Source organism: Microbacterium sp. P26 (assembly GCF_023712585.1).
In the GTDB taxonomy this organism is placed as follows: Bacteria; Actinomycetota; Actinomycetes; order Actinomycetales; family Microbacteriaceae; genus Microbacterium; species Microbacterium algihabitans_A.
The window spans coordinates 185,211-201,976 of the sequence record NZ_JAMAXZ010000009.1 but is presented as its reverse complement, the minus strand read 5'-3'; the positions used below and the strand labels follow the sequence as shown (position 1 = coordinate 201,976).

General features: G+C 70.5%; 13 protein-coding genes. 6 read left to right on the top strand and 7 right to left on the bottom strand.

Annotated features, from left to right (window positions below):
• Nucleotides 1–395: 395 nt before the first annotated feature.
• The 3 genes from rdgB to murI are packed head-to-tail and all read right to left on the bottom strand — an operon-like array spanning nucleotide 396 to nucleotide 2,578.
• Entirely contained in the window at nucleotides 396–992 is a 597-nt protein-coding gene (rdgB, locus tag M3667_RS16420) for an RdgB/HAM1 family non-canonical purine NTP pyrophosphatase (RefSeq protein ID WP_251509589.1), read from the bottom strand.
• A 3-nt stretch (nucleotides 993–995) separates the two neighbouring features.
• On the bottom strand, nucleotides 996–1,721 hold the full coding sequence (gene rph / locus M3667_RS16415; RefSeq protein ID WP_251509588.1) for a ribonuclease PH: 726 nt from the start codon (nucleotides 1,719–1,721) through the stop codon (nucleotides 996–998).
• Between the two features lie 38 nt (nucleotides 1,722–1,759).
• The gene (gene murI / locus M3667_RS16410) at nucleotides 1,760–2,578 is read right to left on the bottom strand and encodes a glutamate racemase (RefSeq protein WP_251509587.1); all 819 of its coding nucleotides are present in this window, start codon (nucleotides 2,576–2,578) and stop codon (nucleotides 1,760–1,762) included.
• 237 nt (nucleotides 2,579–2,815) lie between these two features.
• Between murI and M3667_RS16405 the strand changes: the two genes are divergently transcribed.
• Nucleotides 2,816–4,141: a nicotinate phosphoribosyltransferase gene (locus M3667_RS16405; protein ID WP_251509586.1), complete on the top strand. Its 1,326-nt coding sequence runs from the start codon at nucleotides 2,816–2,818 to the stop codon at nucleotides 4,139–4,141.
• 717 nt (nucleotides 4,142–4,858) lie between these two features.
• Here the strand turns inward: M3667_RS16405 and M3667_RS16400 are convergent.
• From M3667_RS16400 to M3667_RS16390, 3 genes are read right to left on the bottom strand one after another with little or no spacing between them, the layout of a single operon-like run.
• Complete coding sequence (locus M3667_RS16400) at nucleotides 4,859–5,125, bottom strand: DUF3039 domain-containing protein (protein ID WP_251509585.1); 267 nt, start codon at nucleotides 5,123–5,125, stop codon at nucleotides 4,859–4,861.
• 51 nt (nucleotides 5,126–5,176) lie between these two features.
• Entirely contained in the window at nucleotides 5,177–6,703 is a 1,527-nt protein-coding gene (locus M3667_RS16395; RefSeq protein ID WP_251509584.1) for a hypothetical protein, read from the bottom strand.
• Between the two features lie 11 nt (nucleotides 6,704–6,714).
• A complete protein-coding gene (locus M3667_RS16390) occupies nucleotides 6,715–8,400 on the bottom strand; it encodes an ABC transporter ATP-binding protein (protein WP_251509583.1) in 1,686 nt (561 codons plus the stop codon).
• A 373-nt stretch (nucleotides 8,401–8,773) separates the two neighbouring features.
• Here M3667_RS16390 and M3667_RS16385 point away from each other — a divergent pair, with 373 nt between their 5' ends.
• The 4 genes from M3667_RS16385 to M3667_RS16370 all read left to right on the top strand — a co-directional run bounded on the left by M3667_RS16385 (nucleotide 8,774) and on the right by M3667_RS16370 (nucleotide 13,600).
• Nucleotides 8,774–9,286, top strand: a complete 513-nt coding sequence (locus M3667_RS16385; protein ID WP_251509582.1) for a hypothetical protein — start codon at nucleotides 8,774–8,776, stop codon at nucleotides 9,284–9,286.
• Between the two features lie 220 nt (nucleotides 9,287–9,506).
• Nucleotides 9,507–10,199, top strand: a complete 693-nt coding sequence (locus M3667_RS16380) for an NTP transferase domain-containing protein (protein WP_251509581.1) — start codon at nucleotides 9,507–9,509, stop codon at nucleotides 10,197–10,199.
• A gap of 81 nt (nucleotides 10,200–10,280) precedes the next feature.
• Nucleotides 10,281–11,201, top strand: coding sequence for a hypothetical protein (locus tag M3667_RS16375; protein WP_251509580.1), 921 nt, complete (start codon nucleotides 10,281–10,283; stop codon nucleotides 11,199–11,201).
• Between the two features lie 1,058 nt (nucleotides 11,202–12,259).
• The gene (locus M3667_RS16370) at nucleotides 12,260–13,600 is read left to right on the top strand and encodes an aminoglycoside phosphotransferase (RefSeq protein ID WP_251509579.1); all 1,341 of its coding nucleotides are present in this window, start codon (nucleotides 12,260–12,262) and stop codon (nucleotides 13,598–13,600) included.
• Between the two features lie 281 nt (nucleotides 13,601–13,881).
• On the opposite strand, the gene M3667_RS16365 is transcribed toward M3667_RS16370, so the two are convergent.
• Nucleotides 13,882–15,111: a CDP-glycerol glycerophosphotransferase family protein gene (locus tag M3667_RS16365; RefSeq protein ID WP_251509578.1), complete on the bottom strand. Its 1,230-nt coding sequence runs from the start codon at nucleotides 15,109–15,111 to the stop codon at nucleotides 13,882–13,884.
• Nucleotides 15,112–15,154: 43 nt separating this feature from the next.
• On the opposite strand from M3667_RS16365, the gene M3667_RS16360 reads away from it, so the two are divergent.
• On the top strand, nucleotides 15,155–16,237 hold the full coding sequence (locus M3667_RS16360; protein WP_251509577.1) for a glycosyltransferase family 2 protein: 1,083 nt from the start codon (nucleotides 15,155–15,157) through the stop codon (nucleotides 16,235–16,237).
• Nucleotides 16,238–16,766 lie beyond the last annotated feature (529 nt).

Here is a 16,766-nt window from a genome sequence, read left to right as displayed (position 1 = left end):
CACTCGCCTGGGGCGCCGTCTTCCTCGCCCCCGACGGGCGCCTCCTCGACGGCCGCAACGGCAACCTCATCGTCTCCAACGTCGACAGCTTCGGCCAGAACGTCCCGGGCGCAAACGGCGACACCTTAGTGCCGCTCAAGATGCGAGCCAAATGCTGACGAGCGCGGAGAGCGGAAGATCGCAAGGGTCAGCACCGACAGCGCGATTCAAGACGGTTGCCTACATGCTGCGCCTCAAGCGAAGGTCAATCTGGTTACCCTGAAGCCCCTCCGTGCAAATTGTCGGTGCACGAGCCCGTCTGAGGCCGACGGGCTCGTGCAGCTCGAAGCGCGACAGTCTCGAATGGCAACGCACAGAACACCATGAAGGAGACGCTTCGTAAGGTCGTTTTGGCGTCAGAGCGTCTCGAGCAGCGGCGCCAACTCCCGAAACGCCCGCGCGCGGTGCGACTCCGCATTCTTCTCCGCGGCCGTCCACTCCCCCACGGTCCGCTCCGCGTCGGCGGGCTGGCCGTCGGGAATGAAGATCGGGTCATAACCGAAACCACCCGGCCCGGCCGGTGCCGTCGCCAGACGCCCCGGCCACCGGCCCTCGACCGTCTGCTCCTGGCCGTCCGGACGCACGAGCGCGATCACCGACACGAACTGGGCCGTGCGGTGGGGGTCAGCGACGTCCGACAGCTGGTCGAGCAGCAGCTCGAGATTGGCGGTCGCATCCTTCTTGTGTCCGGCCCAGTACGCCGAGAAGACCCCGGGCGAGCCGCCCAGCACGTCCACCGCCACGCCCGAGTCATCGGCCAGCGCCGGCAAACCCGTGTGCGCGGCCGCCGCGCGCGCCTTGATCAGCGCGTTCGCGGCGAACGTCACGCCGTCTTCGACCGGCTCCGGCCCGTCGTACGCGATCACCTCGAGGTCGGGGCGCACCTCGGCGACGATCGCCTGGAACTCTTCGACCTTGTGCGGATTGTGCGTCGCCAGAACGATGCGCGCCACGTCTCAGCCCTCGAGCACCGATGTCTGGATACCGCGCAGCTCGGCGCAGCCGTTCACACCCAGCTCGAGCAACTGGTCGAGCTCGCGCTTGTCGAAGGGCGCGCCCTCGGCCGTGCCCTGCACCTCGACGAACAGACCACGGCCGGTGACGACGACGTTCATGTCGGTCTCAGCGCGCACGTCCTCGACGTAAGCGAGGTCGAGCATGGGCTCTCCGTCGATGATGCCCACCGACACCGCGGCGACCGAGTCACGAAGCACCTCGGCGCGCTGACCGATGAACTTCTTCTCGCGGCCCCAGGCGATGGCATCCGCCAAGGCGACATACGCACCCGTGATCGCCGCGGTTCGCGTGCCCCCGTCGGCCTGCAGCACGTCGCAGTCGATGACGATCGTGTTCTCACCCAGCGCCTTGGTGTCGACGACGGCGCGCAGCGCGCGGCCGATCAGGCGCGAGATCTCGTGCGTGCGGCCACCGACCTTGCCCTTGATCGACTCGCGGTCGTTGCGGCTGTTCGTTGCGCGCGGAAGCATCGCGTACTCGGCGGTGACCCAGCCCTTGCCCTTTCCGGTCAGCCAGCGCGGCACGCCGTTCGTGAACGAGGCGGTGCACAGCACCTTGGTGCCGCCGAAGGTGACGAGAGCCGAACCCTCGGCGTGCGCCGACCAGCCCCGCTCGATCGTCACAGGGCGCAGCTGGTCGTTGGTCCGGCCGTCTCTGCGGGTCATGGGGTCCTCCTGAAGGAACGGGTAGCGGATGCCGCGGCTCAGCGCGGCAGGTCGATGGCGCCGGTCTGCACGAGCTGCACCTCGCGCACCTCACGCCCCATCAAGCGATGGGCCAGGCGCACGAAGTCGTCGGCCGATGAGCCCGTGGCTTCGTAGCGGGCGGTGGGCACGGCATCCGGACTCGCGAGAAGATCACGCGACACGAGCTGGCGGAACACGTCTTTGGCGGTCTCGCTGTCGCTTGAGACGAGGCTCACGTCGGGACCCATCACGTAGCTGATGGCGCCCTCGAGGAACGGATAGTGCGTGCACCCGAGCACGAGCGTGTCGACGCCGGCGTGGCGGAGCGGAGCGAGGTAGTGCTGGGCGGTGGCGAGCACCTCGGGTGAGTCGGTGACCCCGGCCTCGACGAACTCGACGAACCGCGGGCACGCCTCGGCGAAGACCGTGAGGCGCTCGTTGACCTCGAGCATGTCTTGGTAGGCGCGGGATCCGATGGTGCCGACCGTGCCGATCACGCCGATACGGCCGTTGCGGGTCGTCGACATCGCGGTGCGGACGGCGGGTCCGATCACCTCGACGACTGGGATGTCGTAGCGCTCGCGGGCATCGCGGAGCATGGCGGCCGATGCCGTGTTGCAGGCGATCACGAGCATCTTCACGCCCTGCTCGACCAGGGTGTCGAGCACCTCGAGCGAGTATTTGCGCACGTCGGCGATGGGCTTCGGGCCGTAGGGCGAACGGGCAGTGTCGCCAATGTAGAGGATCGACTCGCGCGGCAGCTGCTGCGAGACCGCGCGGGCGACGGTGAGGCCGCCGACTCCTGAGTCGAAGATCCCGATCGGCGCGTCGTTCATAGGGACCCAGTCTATCGGGCGGGGGTGGGGCGGGCGGTGGGTGAGGGGTGTGGCAACGGCGCGCCCCGGCAGCCCCGCCGCGAACACAACGCAGGAAATCCCGCGTGGCGCCAGCCCACCACCGCGGATCGTCCGGTCCCTTCCGCTGAATCTCCTGCGTTGTGTCGCCGGGTATCGGCCCGTCAAGGGGCCGCGGTTGACCCGACGTCCGACGACGGGCAGCAATAGGCTGACCGGATGAGCCGCAGCACCGCCCTGCACACCGACCGCTACGAACTCACAATGCTCGACGCGGCGCTCCGCGACGGCACGGCCTCGCGCCGCTGCGTGTTCGAGGTGTTCGGGCGCCGCCTGTCGGGTGGGCGCCGATTCGGCGTCGTTGCGGGCACGGGGCGGCTGCTCGAGGCAATCCGCGACTTCCGGTTCGGCGACGAGGAGCTGCGGTTCCTCCGCGACGAGCGGGTGGTGGATGCCACGACCATCGACTTCCTCGCCGATTACCGCTTCACGGGGTCGGTCACGGGATACCGCGAGGGTGAGATCTACTTCCCCGGCTCACCCCTGCTGACGGTCGAGGGCACCTTCGCCGAGGCGGTGCTGCTCGAGACGCTGGCGCTCAGCATCCTGAACTACGACTCGGCGGTCGCCACCGCCGCCGCGCGCATGAGCGTCGCCGCGGGTGACCGACCGCTCGCCGAGATGGGCTCGCGCCGCGCGAGCGAAGAGGCCGCGGTCGCCGCGGCGCGGGCCGCCTACATCGCCGGATTCTCGTCCACCAGCAACCTCGAGGCCGGACGCCGCTGGGGAGTCCCGACCATGGGCACCGCGGCGCACGCGTGGACGCTGCTGCACGACAGCGAAGAAGACGCGTTCCGCTCGCAGATCGACGCGCTCGGCGCCGGCACAACCCTGCTGATCGACACCTACGACATCGCCGAGGGCGTGCGCACGGCCGTTCGCGTTGCGGGAACCGAGCTGGGCGCGGTGCGCATCGACTCCGGCGACCTGCCGATCGTCGCCGGCGAGGTGCGGGCGCAGCTCGACGAGCTCGGCGCCACCTCGACCCGCATCACCGTGACCAGCGACCTCGACGAGTACGCGTTGGCTGCTCTTGCGGCATCCCCCGTCGATTCCTACGGCGTCGGAACCTCGGTCGCGACCGGATCGGGTGTGCCCACCGCGGGGCTGGTCTTCAAGCTCGTCGCCCGCGAATCCGCCGACGGCTCGTGGGTCGGCGTCGCCAAGGCCTCGGCCGAGAAGGCCTCGCACGGCGGGCGCAAGGCCGCGTTCCGTACGCTCGACGGCGGAACCGCGACCTCGGAGCTGATCATCGTCAGCGACGGCTTCGAAGAGCTGTCGACCGCGTCGGAGCACCCCGACGCCCGCGCCCTTCAGGCGACCCTCATGCACGACGGCGAGGCGGATGCCGCGTACGTCGGCCGCGAAGGTGTGCAGGCCGCGCGGGCCCATCACTCCCGTGTGCGTGAAGAACTGCCGATCCGCGCGCTCGCGCTCAGCAAGGCCGACCCGGCGCTGCCGACGGAGTACCGCGACGCGGAGTGACGCGTGTCGGGCCGCCTCTCGCGACTGCTCGAGCTGCCGCGGATGGTCGGTTGTGGAGCTGCCGCGCGACAAAGAGCGGCAAACCACGCGCGGGCCCGCGACGTCAGTTGCCGCAAACGGTCGGTTGAGGATCGCCACGCGACGAAATGCGGCAAATCACGCGAGGGTCTGCGTTAGTTGCCGCAGATGGTCGCTGCGGAACCGCGGCGCGACAATGTGCGGCAAATCACGCGAGCGCCGGCTGCGTCAGTTGCCGGAAATGGTCGCTGCGGAACCGCGGCGCGACAAAATTTGGCAAATCACGCGAGGGCCAGCGGCGTCAGTTGCCGCAACTGGCCGCCGCGGAACCGCGGCACGACAAAATGCGGCAAACCACGCGAGGGCCAGCGGCGTCAGTTGCCGCAACTGGTCGCTGCGGAACCGCGGCCCGACAAAATGCGGCAAACCACGCGAGGGCCAGCGGCGTCAGTTGCCGCAGAAGATCGCTGCGGAACGGCGGCGCGACGAAATGCGGCAAAGCTCGCGAGCGCCGGCGGCGTCAGTTGCCGCGGATGGTCGCTCGGGAGGCTCCTGACCTGCAATGGGCGGCACGCGAGGAGTCTGGGCACGCTGGTGGGTGGCGCAGGTGGCCCGTAACGCGCGTGAGGGGTCAAACACTGTCGCCTGGCGCGCGGCTAGGCGACAGAAACCGACCCCTCACGCGAAGGCGGGAGGGCCTCAGTTGATGAGGGACTCGTAGATCTCTTTGCACTGGGGGCAGACGGGGAACTTCTCGGGGTCGCGGCCCGGGGTCCACTTCTTGCCGCAGAGGGCGCGCACCGGCTTGCCGGACAGAGCCGACTCGAGGATCTTGTCCTTCTTCACGTAATGCGAGAAGCGCTCATGATCGCCGGGCTCGATATTTTCTTCGCGGATGAGCTCCTCGAGCTCACGATCGAGGGTAGCGAGACCCCCGTTGTCCGGCTTGTCGAGAGGCGTGCTCATGGTCAGCCAGTGTAGCCGCGGAGAGCGCCGACGGCTCTGTCGGCTTCCCGCTCAGGTCGCTTCGGCGAACTCCATGAGCCGGGTTCCGCGGCGCTCGAACAGCAGCGCTCCGATGGCGACGCCGACGATGAGCACGAAGGCGCCGGCCCCGACGCCGATCCACAGCGCGAACATCGAGTCGATGGTCTTACCCTCGATCGCCTGCCACGTGAGCCACCCCGCGGGAGCCGCGGTGACGATCGCTCCGGCCATGACCAGACCCTGCGCCATGACTCCCCCGGAGCCGGTGCGCTGGGGCTGCTGGAACGGGCTGTCGCCTGGCCGCGACACCGCGTAGGGCGCAAGCACCGACGAGATGCTCGAGAGGCCGAGGCCCGCGAGGAAGAGCGCTGCGCACACACCGACCATCGCCGGGAACACCGCCCAACGGCCGTGCGCGACGATCGCGAGCGGCAGCGTGACGGCCAGCACCGGGATGCTGATCAACAGCACCGGTACGAGACGCCCGATGCGGTCGGGTGCTCCGCGCATGCCGCTGGCGATGTGCATCCATAGGGCGGTGGAGTCGTAGGCGAGGTCGTTGTGCGGGAGCCATCCGAAGAACAGCGCCATGATCGGCACGGGCAGCAGCACGGCGAGCTCGAACGGCACGCCCGCGACAAGCAGCGGCACCATCGACACGACGGCGGCGATGGGCACGATGATGAGGTTGACGAGATAGCGGCGATCGCGCAGCCAATACGAGAGGCTGCGGGCGGCGACGGCTCCTCCGGGGGTTCCGGGAAGCAGGGCGAACCAGCCCAGACCCCCGCGCTCGCGCACGGCGACCGGTCGCCGCGTGGTGGTGAGCAAGACGTCGACGAGGGCGAACCAGGCGAGCGTGAGAAGCGCAACGGTGAGCACGGCGACGACGAGGCTGCCGACCGCGGCTCCGGCGGAGGGCGCGAGCGCGATGCCCCACGCGGCGCCGATGGGCGTCCAGGCGAGGATCTCGGCGGCCGAGGCCAGCTGCGACGGGACGGCTCCGCGCCATTCGAGAGAGCCGAGGAAGACCCCGACCGGCACGACGACGACGAGGATCGCGACCAGGTACACGCCCATCAGCTCGCGCGACTGGCGCGGACGCTGCACGAGCGCGCCGAGGGCCATGCTGACACGCGCGAACAGCACGCAGGTGGCGAGCCCGAGCACGACCGAGACGATGCTCGCGAGGGCGTTGGCGCCGTGCGCGCCCCACGAGATCGCGAGGCTGATGCCCAGCACGAGCACGACCAGCACGGGCACGCTGATGAACCCCGCGAGCAGAAGGGCTCCGGCCAGCGGACGCGGCTCGGGGCCGACGACGGCGAAACGCCGGGGATCGAGAGGGTCGACGGATGCCGTGACAGGCGGTCCGACCGCGAAGCCGAGGGTCACCGCGGAACCCGCCAGCACCGTGACGACGGCGACGGTGAGGGTGTCGGCATCCGCCATTCCCGACGCGCTGCGCGCGGCGATGACGGTCGCGGCGATCAGGACGACGACGCCGATGATGCGACGGATGACGTCGCGCCGGTCGCCCCGGAGGGCGCCCAGCATCATCGCCAGTCTCAGGCGGAGAACGTGTGCAACCACTCGAGGCCCTCCACGTCGCCGAGTCCGCCGGAAAGCTCGCGGAAGCGCTGTTCGAGGGTGCCTTCGCCGCGCACCTCGTCGACGGTTCCTTCGGCGAGCACTTGACCCGACACGATCACGGCGACGCGCGAGCAGACGCGCTCGACGAGTTCCATGCCGTGGCTCGAAAGGATCACGGTTCCGCCGTGCTCGACGTAGGCGCCGAGGATGTCGAGGATCACGCCGCTCGACACGGGGTCGACGGCCTCGAATGGCTCGTCGAGCACGAGAAGGCGCGGCGAGTGGATCATCGCACCCGCCAGCATGACCTTCTTGGTCATGCCCGCGGAGTAGTCCGACACGGGGCGGGCGAGCGCGTCGACCAGGTCGAACGCGCGCGCGAGGTCGGCGGTGCGGCTCTCGACGAGCGGGGCGGGGAGGCCGCGCAGGGCGCCGTAGTACGACAGCAGCTGGCGTCCGGTGAGGCGGTCGAAGGTGCGCAACCGGTCGGGCAGCACGCCGATGAGCTTCTTCGCTTCGCGCGAGCGCTTGGTCGCGTCGACGCCGTTGATGCTGACCGCTCCCCCGTCGGGTCGCAGCAGGCCCGCGATGATCGACAGCGTCGTGGTCTTGCCGGCGCCGTTGGGACCGACGAGGCCGTAGAACGACCCGGCCGGAACGGTCAGGTCGATCGCGTCGACGGCCTTGAGCTCGCCGAACGACTTCGACAGGTTCCGCAGGGTGAGCGCCGGGACGGCGGTCTCGGGGTCGGTCGCGGTGGCCGCTTCTGCATCCCCGGTCTCGACGGTGACGGATGCCGCGGCGGCGGTGGCGGCGGCGGCGGGCGCCGTGACGACGGTGTCGTCGTCGGCGGTCACCGCGACGGCGGGGTCATCGGTGGCGGATGCCGCGGTGTCGGACTCGTCGGTGTCGGTCACCACGACGGCGGAATCGTCGTTGGCGGATTCCGCGGTGGCGGCGGCCAGGACCGCGGTGACGTCGTCGCGGTCGACGGGGGCATCGTCGCGTTCAGGAGCGGTGACGCCGCGCTGGTCGTCGTCGGTGTGCTCCGCAACGGAAACGTCAACCGCCGCGGGCGTGAGCAGCGCGGTGTGTGTGTCGTCGGCGGGATCGGCCGGATCCGCGGGCTCGGACGCGTCGGCGGCGTCGAGCACTGCCGTGCGTGTGTCGGCGGAGGACTCCTCTCCCGCGGGCTCGAGCATCGCGCCGGTTGCTACGGCGTCATCCGTTGCCTGCGCGGCCGGAACCGACTCGACGTCGGCCGAAGCCGGAGCCTCCTCGTCGACGCGGACGTCGGCGGGCGTCGGGTCTTCGGACTCCGCGACGTCGACGGGCTCGGCGACGGCGGAGTCGGTCTCATCCTCGAGCGGGGTCGCGACCAGGATTTCGGGCTCCGCCGCACTGTCTTCGGCTGTCGTGCCGATGAAGGGCTCTGCGGAGGTCTCGTCGGTGGACACCTCCGCCGGGCTCGGCTCGACGACGGGCTCTTCCACGGCGACATCTGCGGGGGTCGGGTCTGCCACGGTCGCGGCGACCGCGGCGGGCTGATCCGCCGCGACATCAGCAGAGGTCGCGGCGGCAACGACCGCGGGCTCTTCGACCGCGACATCGGCAGGCGCCGGGTCTGCAGCCGTCTCGGCCGCGACCGCAGGCTCTTCCACGGCGACATCGGCAGGCGCCGAGTTTGCCGCCGTCTGGGCAGCGACCGCAGGCTCCTCCACCGCGACATCAGCGGGAGTCTCCTCCGCGCCATCCGCAGGCTCCTCGCCCGCGACATCAGCGGGAGTCGCGTCTGTGGCAACCGCGGGCTCTTCCACCGCAACATCAGCGGGAGTCGTATCCTCGGCGACCGCGGGCTCCCCCACCGCACCGTCAGCCGGCGTGGCGTCAGCAACAGAAGGCGCCGACTCGACCGCAGACGTCTGCTCCGCGTCGCCCGCCGAATCACCCGTCGACGCCGCACCCGGCAGCGGCGGACGCGGAGGCACGACGAGGTCGTCGGGCAGCGGCGGCGGAGGGCCGGGCGAAACCGGAGTGGCTGTCGCGGCTTCAGCCTCGGCCGCCTTCTTCGCCGCGGCGGCCTTGGCGGCGGCCGTCGTGCGGGGAGTCGCGGGCTTCTTGGCGGCGGCGGGACGCTTCGCGGCAGGCTTCTTGGCCGCCGTCGAGGCGGAGCTCGCAGCGGAGGTCCGCGGCGTGTCGCTGTCGGTGGTCGCGTTCGACGCCGCCGTGCGCGCGGCGGGCTTGCGCGGAGCGGCCGGCTTGCGCGCGGCGGTGGTCCGCGGAGTCGCCCCGGCGGCCGTCGTGCGAGGCGCACGCGGAGCGCGAGGCTTCGCAGCGGGCTTGGCCGGCGCGGCCGAGTCGGGGGCGGACGGGTCGCTGGGGGACGCGGCATCCGGACCCTCATTCGACCCCGCAGAAGCAGCAGCCGACGCGGCCTTGGCACGCGCGGGCGTCTTGCGCGGGGCGCGGGGTTTGGGTGGCGAGACGGGACCCGAAGGTTCGACGCTCGCCGCAGTACCCTCCGTGTCGGACGGGGACGTTTCGTAAGGCTCCGGCAGCGACGCTGTCATCGCACCAAACTACCAACCACCTCCGACATCGCCCGACGCCTGGTCGCGAGGCGCAGAGATCAGTCGGGATCACGAAACCACAACAGTCGGCGCGAATCATGCCACTGGATCAGGGTTTTTCGCTAGCGTAAATCGAACACGAAGGCGTGACATTCCGGTGAACCGGACATGACGACTCATCCCCCCAGGAGCCAGCCTTGACTGTTCAGATCGTGATCCTCGCCGCGGGCATGGGCTCGCGCCTCGGCCGCAGCCTGCCGAAACCCCTCACTCCGCTCGCCGACGGCCGCAGCATCATGCAGCAGCAGCACGACAACATCCACGCCGCTTTCGGCACGTCGGCGCGTATCACCACGGTCGTCGGCTATCGCGCCGAGACGATCGTCGACGCGTTCCCCGAGGTCGACTACGTCTACAACGACCGCTACGACCAGACCAACACGTCGAAGAGCCTGCTGCGCGCTCTCGCCACCAGCGGACGCGGCGGCGTGCTGTGGATGAACGGCGACGTCGTGTTCGACCCGCACGTGCTCAAGCGAGCAGCGAACCTCATCGGAGACGACCGCTCGTTCGTCACCGTCGACACCGCCAAGGTCAGCGATGAAGAAGTGAAGTACACGGTCGATGCCGAGGGCTTCATCGCCGAGCTGTCGAAGGTGGTCGTGGGCGGCGTCGGCGAAGCCGTGGGCATCAACTACATCTCGTCGCGCGACAAGAAGGCGTTCCAGCGTCAGCTGCAGCGCGTCGACGACCAGGACTACTTCGAGCGCGGCCTCGAGCTCGCCATCGCCGAAGACGGCGTGTGCGTCGAGCCGCTCGACATCAGTGACCTGTACGCCGTCGAGGTCGACTTCGCCGAAGACCTCGAGCGCGCGAACCTCTTCGTCTGAGGCAGAGTTCGTCCGATCGGACGACAGGCGCGACCCGTCAACTCCCCCCGAACTCTCGGGCGGCAGGCAGAGGATGAGCCCATGGCTGAGAAGGTGCACCGCATCCACACCCTGCCCGACGACGCGCCCTGGAGGGGCGGCATCCCACCGGTCGGGTCGGAGGAGCACCCGCGTGCGATCCGGCTGCTCGACCGCGTCATGACCGTGCAGCGACCCGTGGTGCTCGCGCATCTGCGGAGTGTGCGCCTGCGGCATCCGGATGCCACCGTCGACGAGATCCTGAAGATCCTCGAGCGCCGCTATCTCGCGGCCGTCACCACCGGGGGTGCGGCGGTCGGCGCGACCGCTGTCGTGCCCGGGATCGGCACCGGGGTCACGCTCGCGCTGAGCGGTGTCGAGACCGTCGGATTCCTCGAGGCGACGGCGCTGTTCGCCCAGTCGGTCGCCGAGGTGCACGGGCTCGCGGTGACGGACCCTGACCGCGGCCGCGCCCTCGTGCTCGCACTCATGCTCGGCAAGGAGGGCGTCGACCTCGTGTCGCAGCTCGCCGCGCAGGCGTCGGGACGCGGCGTCTCGCGCTCGGGCTACTGGGGCGAGATGGTGACGAAGACGCTTCCGCGGGCCATGGTCGGCCCCCTGCTCGACCGACTCAAGACGTCGTTCGTGCGCACGTTCGCCACGCGCGGCGGTGCGTCGTTCATCGGCAAGGCCCTGCCGTTCGGCGTGGGAGCCGTGGTCGGCGGGGCCGGCAACAACATCCTCGGCCGGCGCGTGCTGGTGAACTCGCGGCGGGCGTTCGGGGCTCCTCCCCTGCAGCTTCCTGCCGACCTCGAGCCGCGGCCCGGCAGCGAGCGACTCGAGCGCTCGGCCGTGGGTGGCGTGCGCCGTGCGGGGAATGCGATCGCGGATGCCGTGGGCTCGGGCGCGCGCAAGATGCTGCCCGGGCGGCGGCGACGCGACGGCGAGGGCGAGTTGGGCGCGGGCGGGGCGTCGGAGGGCTGAGCCGGGCCGATCGGCCGGAGGCCGGGGCGCGCGGTTGCGTCGCCCCCGCGCACGGCGGGGATCGGGGCGTGAAACGTGGACCCGGGGCGTCGAGCGTGGCCCCGGGGCCATGTGCGGGCGCCCGGCAGTCGCGCCGCCCCGCGCGCGGCGGAGATCGGGGCGTGGAACGTGGACCCGGGGCGTTATGCGTGGCCCCGGGGCCATGTACGGGCGCCCGGCGGTTGCGCCGATCCCGCGCACGGCGAATAGTCGCGCCGCCCCAGCGCACGGCGGAGATTGGGGCGTGAAACGTGGACCCGGGGCGCCGAGCGTGGCCCCGGGGCCATGTGCGGGCGCCCGGCGGTTGCGGCGCTCCGCGCACGGCGAAGATCGGGGCGTGAAACGTGGACCCGGGGCATCGAGCGTGGCCCCGGGGCCATGTGCGGGCGCCCGGCAGGCGCGCCGCCCCCGCGCACGGCGAAGAGTCGCGCCGCCCCCGCGCACGGGCGGACGTCGGGGCGTGAAACGTGGACCCGGGGCATCGAGCGTGGCCCCGGGGCCATGTGCGAGCGACCGGCAGGCGCGCCGCCCCCGCGCACGGCGAAGAGTCGCGCCGCCCCCGCGTACGGGCGAAGACCGGGGCGTGAAACGTGGACCCGGGGCGCGGAGCGTGGCCCCGGGGCCACGTGCGGGCGCCCGGCAGTCGCGCCGCCCCCGCGCACGGCGAAGAGTCGCGCCGCCCCCGCGCACGGGCGGAGATCGGGGCGTGAAACGTGGACCCGGGGCGCCGAGCGTGGCCCCGGGGCCACGGACGAGCGACCATCTGCGGCAATTGAAACCGGCCGCCGCGTCATTTGCCCCACAGTGCCGCGCGGGACCCCGCGAGCGGTCATCTGCGGCAATTGAAACCGGCCGCCGCGTCATTCGCCCCACATTGCCGCACGGACCGTCACGAGCGACCATCTGCGGCAACCGAAGCGCGCGATGCGCGGAGGACGCGGCATCCGGACCCATGTCATCGACACGGCGGGTCGCGCAAGTCCCGCGCGGCACGGAGTCGGGCGCGTTAGCCTCGCGGCATGGGTGACCTCCTCGACCTGCTCGCCGTCTGGATGCCGCGTCAGCGCTGGTACGGAACGAAGGGGCGCGACCCCCGGCTGACCGTCATCGCGGATTGGCCCGTCGAGGAGGCCGACGCGCGGCTGCTGCTCGTGCGCGACGACGCCGTGCAGCCCGCGATCGTGTACCAGGTTCCGGTCGCCGTGCGCGACGAAGGAACCGTGCTCCCGGGCAGTCTGATCGGCCCGGCCGACGAGGGTCGGGTGTGGGCGGATGCCACGACCGACGACGCCTTCACCGCGGCGCTGTACTCGTGGGTCACCGTCGGCGGAGAGGTGGGCGAGGCGCAGAACGGCTTCATCGGCATCGCGCTGGCCTCCCCCGAGCAGCGCCCCGCGACGAAGGTCACCGCCCGCGTGCTGAGCGGGGAGCAGTCAAACACGTCGCTGATCTTCCGGCCCGACGAGGGCGACGAGGGTGCTCCCGTGATCTGCAAGCTATTCCGGCAGGTGAACCCGGGCATCAATCCCGATGTCGAGCTTCAGTCCGCTCTTGCGGCAGGAGGCGCGGCGTTCGTACCGGCCGCGATCGGCGAGGTGCGCGGATCGTGGATGACCCCCGAGGGCGTGCCCGTCAGCGGATCGCTCGCGTTCGCGCAGGAGTTCTTCGAGGGCGTCGAAGACGCGTGGCGCGTGGCTCTCGACGCCGCAGCCGCCGCCGACGACTTCGCCGCACGCGCCTACGCCCTCGGCGCGAGCGTCGCAGGGATGCACGTAGCGCTGGCCGAGCAGTTCCCGACGGTGGAGCCCGACGCGGCCGATCGCGCCGCCGTGGTGGGCGCGTGGGAGCGGCGTCTCGCGATCGCGCTGGCCGAGGTTCCGCAGTTGGAGCCCTACGCCGATCGCATTCGCGAGGTGTATGCCACCGCAGCCGAGGCCGCGTGGCCGAAGCTGCAGCGCGTGCACGGCGACCTGCACCTCGGGCAGGTGCTCGACACTCCGCGCAACGGCTGGGTGCTGCTCGACTTCGAGGGCGAGCCGCTGCGGCCGATCCACGAGCGGCTCAAGCCCGACGTCGCCGTGCGTGATGTCGCCGGCATGCTGCGCTCGTTCGACTACGTCTCGGGCGCCGTCGCCGACGACGACGGAGCCGCCGTGCGCGCGTGGGTCATCGCCGCGCAGCAGGCCTTCGTGCAGGGCTACGCCGAGACCGCGGGCCGCGCCCCCGACGACCACGACCCGCTGCTCGCCGCGTTCGAGCTCGACAAGGCCGTGTACGAGGCGATCTACGAGACGCGTAATCGTCCGGATTGGGTGGGGATCCCGCTCGCCGCGATCAGCCGGCTGGCTCCGCTCGGCTGAGTCGCGAGGTGGGCAGGTCTCGCTTCGGGGCGAGAAACATGGCCCCGGGGCGTCACGCGTGGCCGCGGGGCCACGAACGAACGCCCGGCGCTTGCGCCACCTCCGCGCGCAGCGAAAACCGGGGCGCGAAAGGTGGCCCCGGGGCGTCACACGTGGCCGCGGGGCCACGAACGAACGCCCGGCGGTTGCACCGCCTCCGCGCGCAGCGAAAACCGGGGCGAGAAACATGGCCCCGGGGCGTCACGCGTGGCCGCGGGGCCACGCACGAACGGCCGGCAGGCCTACCCGACCGAGCGCTCGTGCCAGGTGCCCCAGCGCTGCATCAGCTCCGCAATCGCGGACTCGAAACGCTCCGTCGCAGCCCCGTGCGTCGTGTCGCCGAAGTAGTGCTGCACCCAGTGCTCGAGGCGGCCCACCGCGTCGGGGTCGCCCAGCACGCGGTCGGCCTCGGCGACGATGGTTCCGGATGCCGCGGCATCCAGCCACTCGCACGCCGAGAGGTATCCGCTGTCGTCGACCAGGGCCTCGGGATCGGTCGGCCGCGTGATCATCAGCGGCTTGCCCACGGCGAGCCGGTCGTAGACCATCGCGGAGATGTCGACGATCGCCAGATTAGCCGCGGCGAGCTGCCAGCCGAGCTCCGCGCCGGTGTCGTGCACGTGATGAGCGGCCGGGTCCGCGGCGTTGGCCGTCTTCAGCGCAGCGACGATGCGGGCGTTGGCGGCGCCGTAGGCGGCATCCACCACCCCCGAACGCGGATGCGGTCGGTAGATCACGCGGTGACGCCCGGTGGCGAGCAGCGCCGTCACGAGGGCCTCGCCGTGCGAGGCGATGGAGCCGTAATGGGCCGAGGGGCGATCACCCTCCCACGTCGGCGCGTACAGCACGACCGTGCGGTCGTCGGGCATGTACGGCAACTCGCCCGAATAGTGGTCGGCCTGCGGGCGGCCGATCGAGAACGTGCGGCGGTCGAGGTCGTAATCCCACAGCACACGTGAAAGGCGGTTTCGAGCGGCGTCGCCGGCGACGAAGGCGTAGTCGTAGGCCTTGTATTGGTTCGTCGACATGTACATCTTGTCGGACTCACCGTGATTGATGAACACGTGCCAGCGCTGCCCGTAGCGGAACATCTGGAAATTGCGGGTGTTCTGATTCACGTACAGAACAATGCGGATGTCTTGCTCGGCCAACACCTGTTCGACGGCATTCACGGTGGGCGCGTAGGCGATCGGCAGGGCGTCGTCTTTGAGCAGGGCGTCGGCTCCGCGAATGGCCCGGCTGATGACCACGACCGGCCATTTCTCGCTGAGCTTCCGCAACGGCGCGTACCACTGGCGCATTTGGTACATGTTGACCGCGCCGTCGGCGAAATACACCGCGATCTGGAACTTTCCGGTCGGCAATGGGCCGCGCGCCTCGAGTGCGCGGCGCAGATTGCGGCGGGCATTTCGGGTGGCGAGGGCCTTGCGCAAAAGCCCCATGGCGAGTCGGGTATCGCGAACGAGGGGCATCGTTCCAGGGTACCGGCCAGGTGCCCCGTGAAAGGATCGACGGATGCCCCTCCCGACCCCCGGCGGAAGAGACGCGCCCGTTCCTGCCGATGACGCCGGCGTGAGCTTCATCATGCCCGTGCTGAACGAGGCCCGATATCTGCGGCGTTCGGTGGCATCCACGTTGTCGCAGGAAGTTCCGGGATCGGTCGAGATCGTGCTCGCTCTCGGACCGTCGACGGATGCCACGGACGTCATCGCCCGTGAGCTCGCGGCATCCGATGACCGCATCGTGCTGATCGAGAATGCGGCCGCCGACATTCCGGTGGGACTGAATCTCGCCATTCGTGCGAGCAGGTATCCGACGATCGTGCGCGTTGATGCGCATTCCGAACTCGCACCCGGATATACGCGTCGCGCCCTCGACACCCTGCGCCGCACGCGCGCCGCGAACGTGGGCGGGGTGATGAGCGCCGACGGGCGCTCGCCCTTCCAACGCGCTGTCGCGCGCGCCTACAACTCCCGCGTGGGCCTCGGCGGCGGCGCGTATCACGGCGGGTCGCACGAAGGTCCGGCCGAGTCGGCCTACCTCGGCGTGATGCGCCGCGCCGTGCTCGAAGAGGTCGGCCTGTTCGACGAGAGCATCCGCCGCGGTGAGGATTGGGAGCTCAACCTGCGCATCCGTCGCGCCGGTTACCGCGTCTGGTTCGACCCGACCCTGTCGGTCGTCTACTGGCCGCGCGAGAGCTGGACGCGGCTCGTGCGGCAGTTCCGTGCCACGGGCGCGTGGCGGGGCGAGCTGGTGCGTCGGTACGGCCGCGGCAATTCGTTGCGGTACTTCGCGCCGCCGGCGTTGCTCGCGGCATCCGGGATCTCGGTCGTCACCGCCCTGACCCAAGTCGCGCGCCGCCGGGGCGGACCCGCGTCGCTGCTGCACCTGCCCGTCGTTGCGTACGCCGCGCTGATCGCCGTCGTCGCGCTCGGCCGGGGCGGAGGCCGCGGGTGGCGCGACAAGGCCTGGACCGCCGCCGTGCTGCCGTCGATGCACGTGTCGTGGGGCGCGGGCTTCGTGTGGGCGCTCTTCCGCGGCGCGCGCGACACGGTCGACACGTCGCGCCTGCGCGGGCGGAACACGCCGCTGCCGTAGGCGAGGTGCCGGATGCCGCGGCGCACAGACTCCGCGATCTGCACGATCTCAGTCGGCATCCGGTGCCTCGCGCTGAGATCGTGCGAATCACTGAGGTTGCGCGAATCACTGAGGCTGCGGGAATCACTGAGGTTGCGCGAATCACCGAGGTTGCGCGAATCAATGAGGTTGCGCGAATCAATGAGGTTGCGCGAATCGCTGAGGTTGCGCGAATCAGTGAGGTTGTGCGAATCACTGAGGTTGCGCGAATCAGTGAGGTTGCGCGAATCACTGAGGTTGCGCGAATCACTGAGGTTGCGCGAATCGCTGAGGTTGCGCGGCGTGGGGCGGATGCCGCGGCTCGCAAACTCCGCGATCTGCACAACTTCAGTCGGCATCCGGGGCTTCGCGCGGAGATTGTGCGAATCACTGAAATTACGCAGAGCCTGGCGCCATGCCGCCGCGCACAAGCTCAGTAAGTTGCACAACCTCAGTCAGCATCCGACTCCTCGCGCGGAGATTGTGCGAATCACTGAAACTACGCGGTGCC

Bases quoted from the DNA above. Each gene is read 5' to 3' on its own strand.
- M3667_RS16375 (WP_251509580.1), top strand. From the start codon at position 10,281: ATGGCTGAGAAGGTGCACCGCATCCACACCCTGCCCGACGACGCGCCC.
- M3667_RS16370 (WP_251509579.1), top strand. From the start codon at position 12,260: ATGGGTGACCTCCTCGACCTGCTCGCCGTCTGGATGCCGCGTCAGCGC.
- M3667_RS16395 (WP_251509584.1), bottom strand. From the start codon at position 6,703: ATGCTGGGCGCCCTCCGGGGCGACCGGCGCGACGTCATCCGTCGCATC.
- M3667_RS16400 (WP_251509585.1), bottom strand. From the start codon at position 5,125: ATGAGCACGCCTCTCGACAAGCCGGACAACGGGGGTCTCGCTACCCTC.
- M3667_RS16365 (WP_251509578.1), bottom strand. From the start codon at position 15,111: ATGCCCCTCGTTCGCGATACCCGACTCGCCATGGGGCTTTTGCGCAAG.
- rph (WP_251509588.1), bottom strand. From the start codon at position 1,721: ATGACCCGCAGAGACGGCCGGACCAACGACCAGCTGCGCCCTGTGACG.
- murI (WP_251509587.1), bottom strand. From the start codon at position 2,578: ATGAACGACGCGCCGATCGGGATCTTCGACTCAGGAGTCGGCGGCCTC.
- M3667_RS16405 (WP_251509586.1), top strand. From the start codon at position 2,816: ATGAGCCGCAGCACCGCCCTGCACACCGACCGCTACGAACTCACAATG.
- M3667_RS16360 (WP_251509577.1), top strand. From the start codon at position 15,155: ATGCCCCTCCCGACCCCCGGCGGAAGAGACGCGCCCGTTCCTGCCGAT.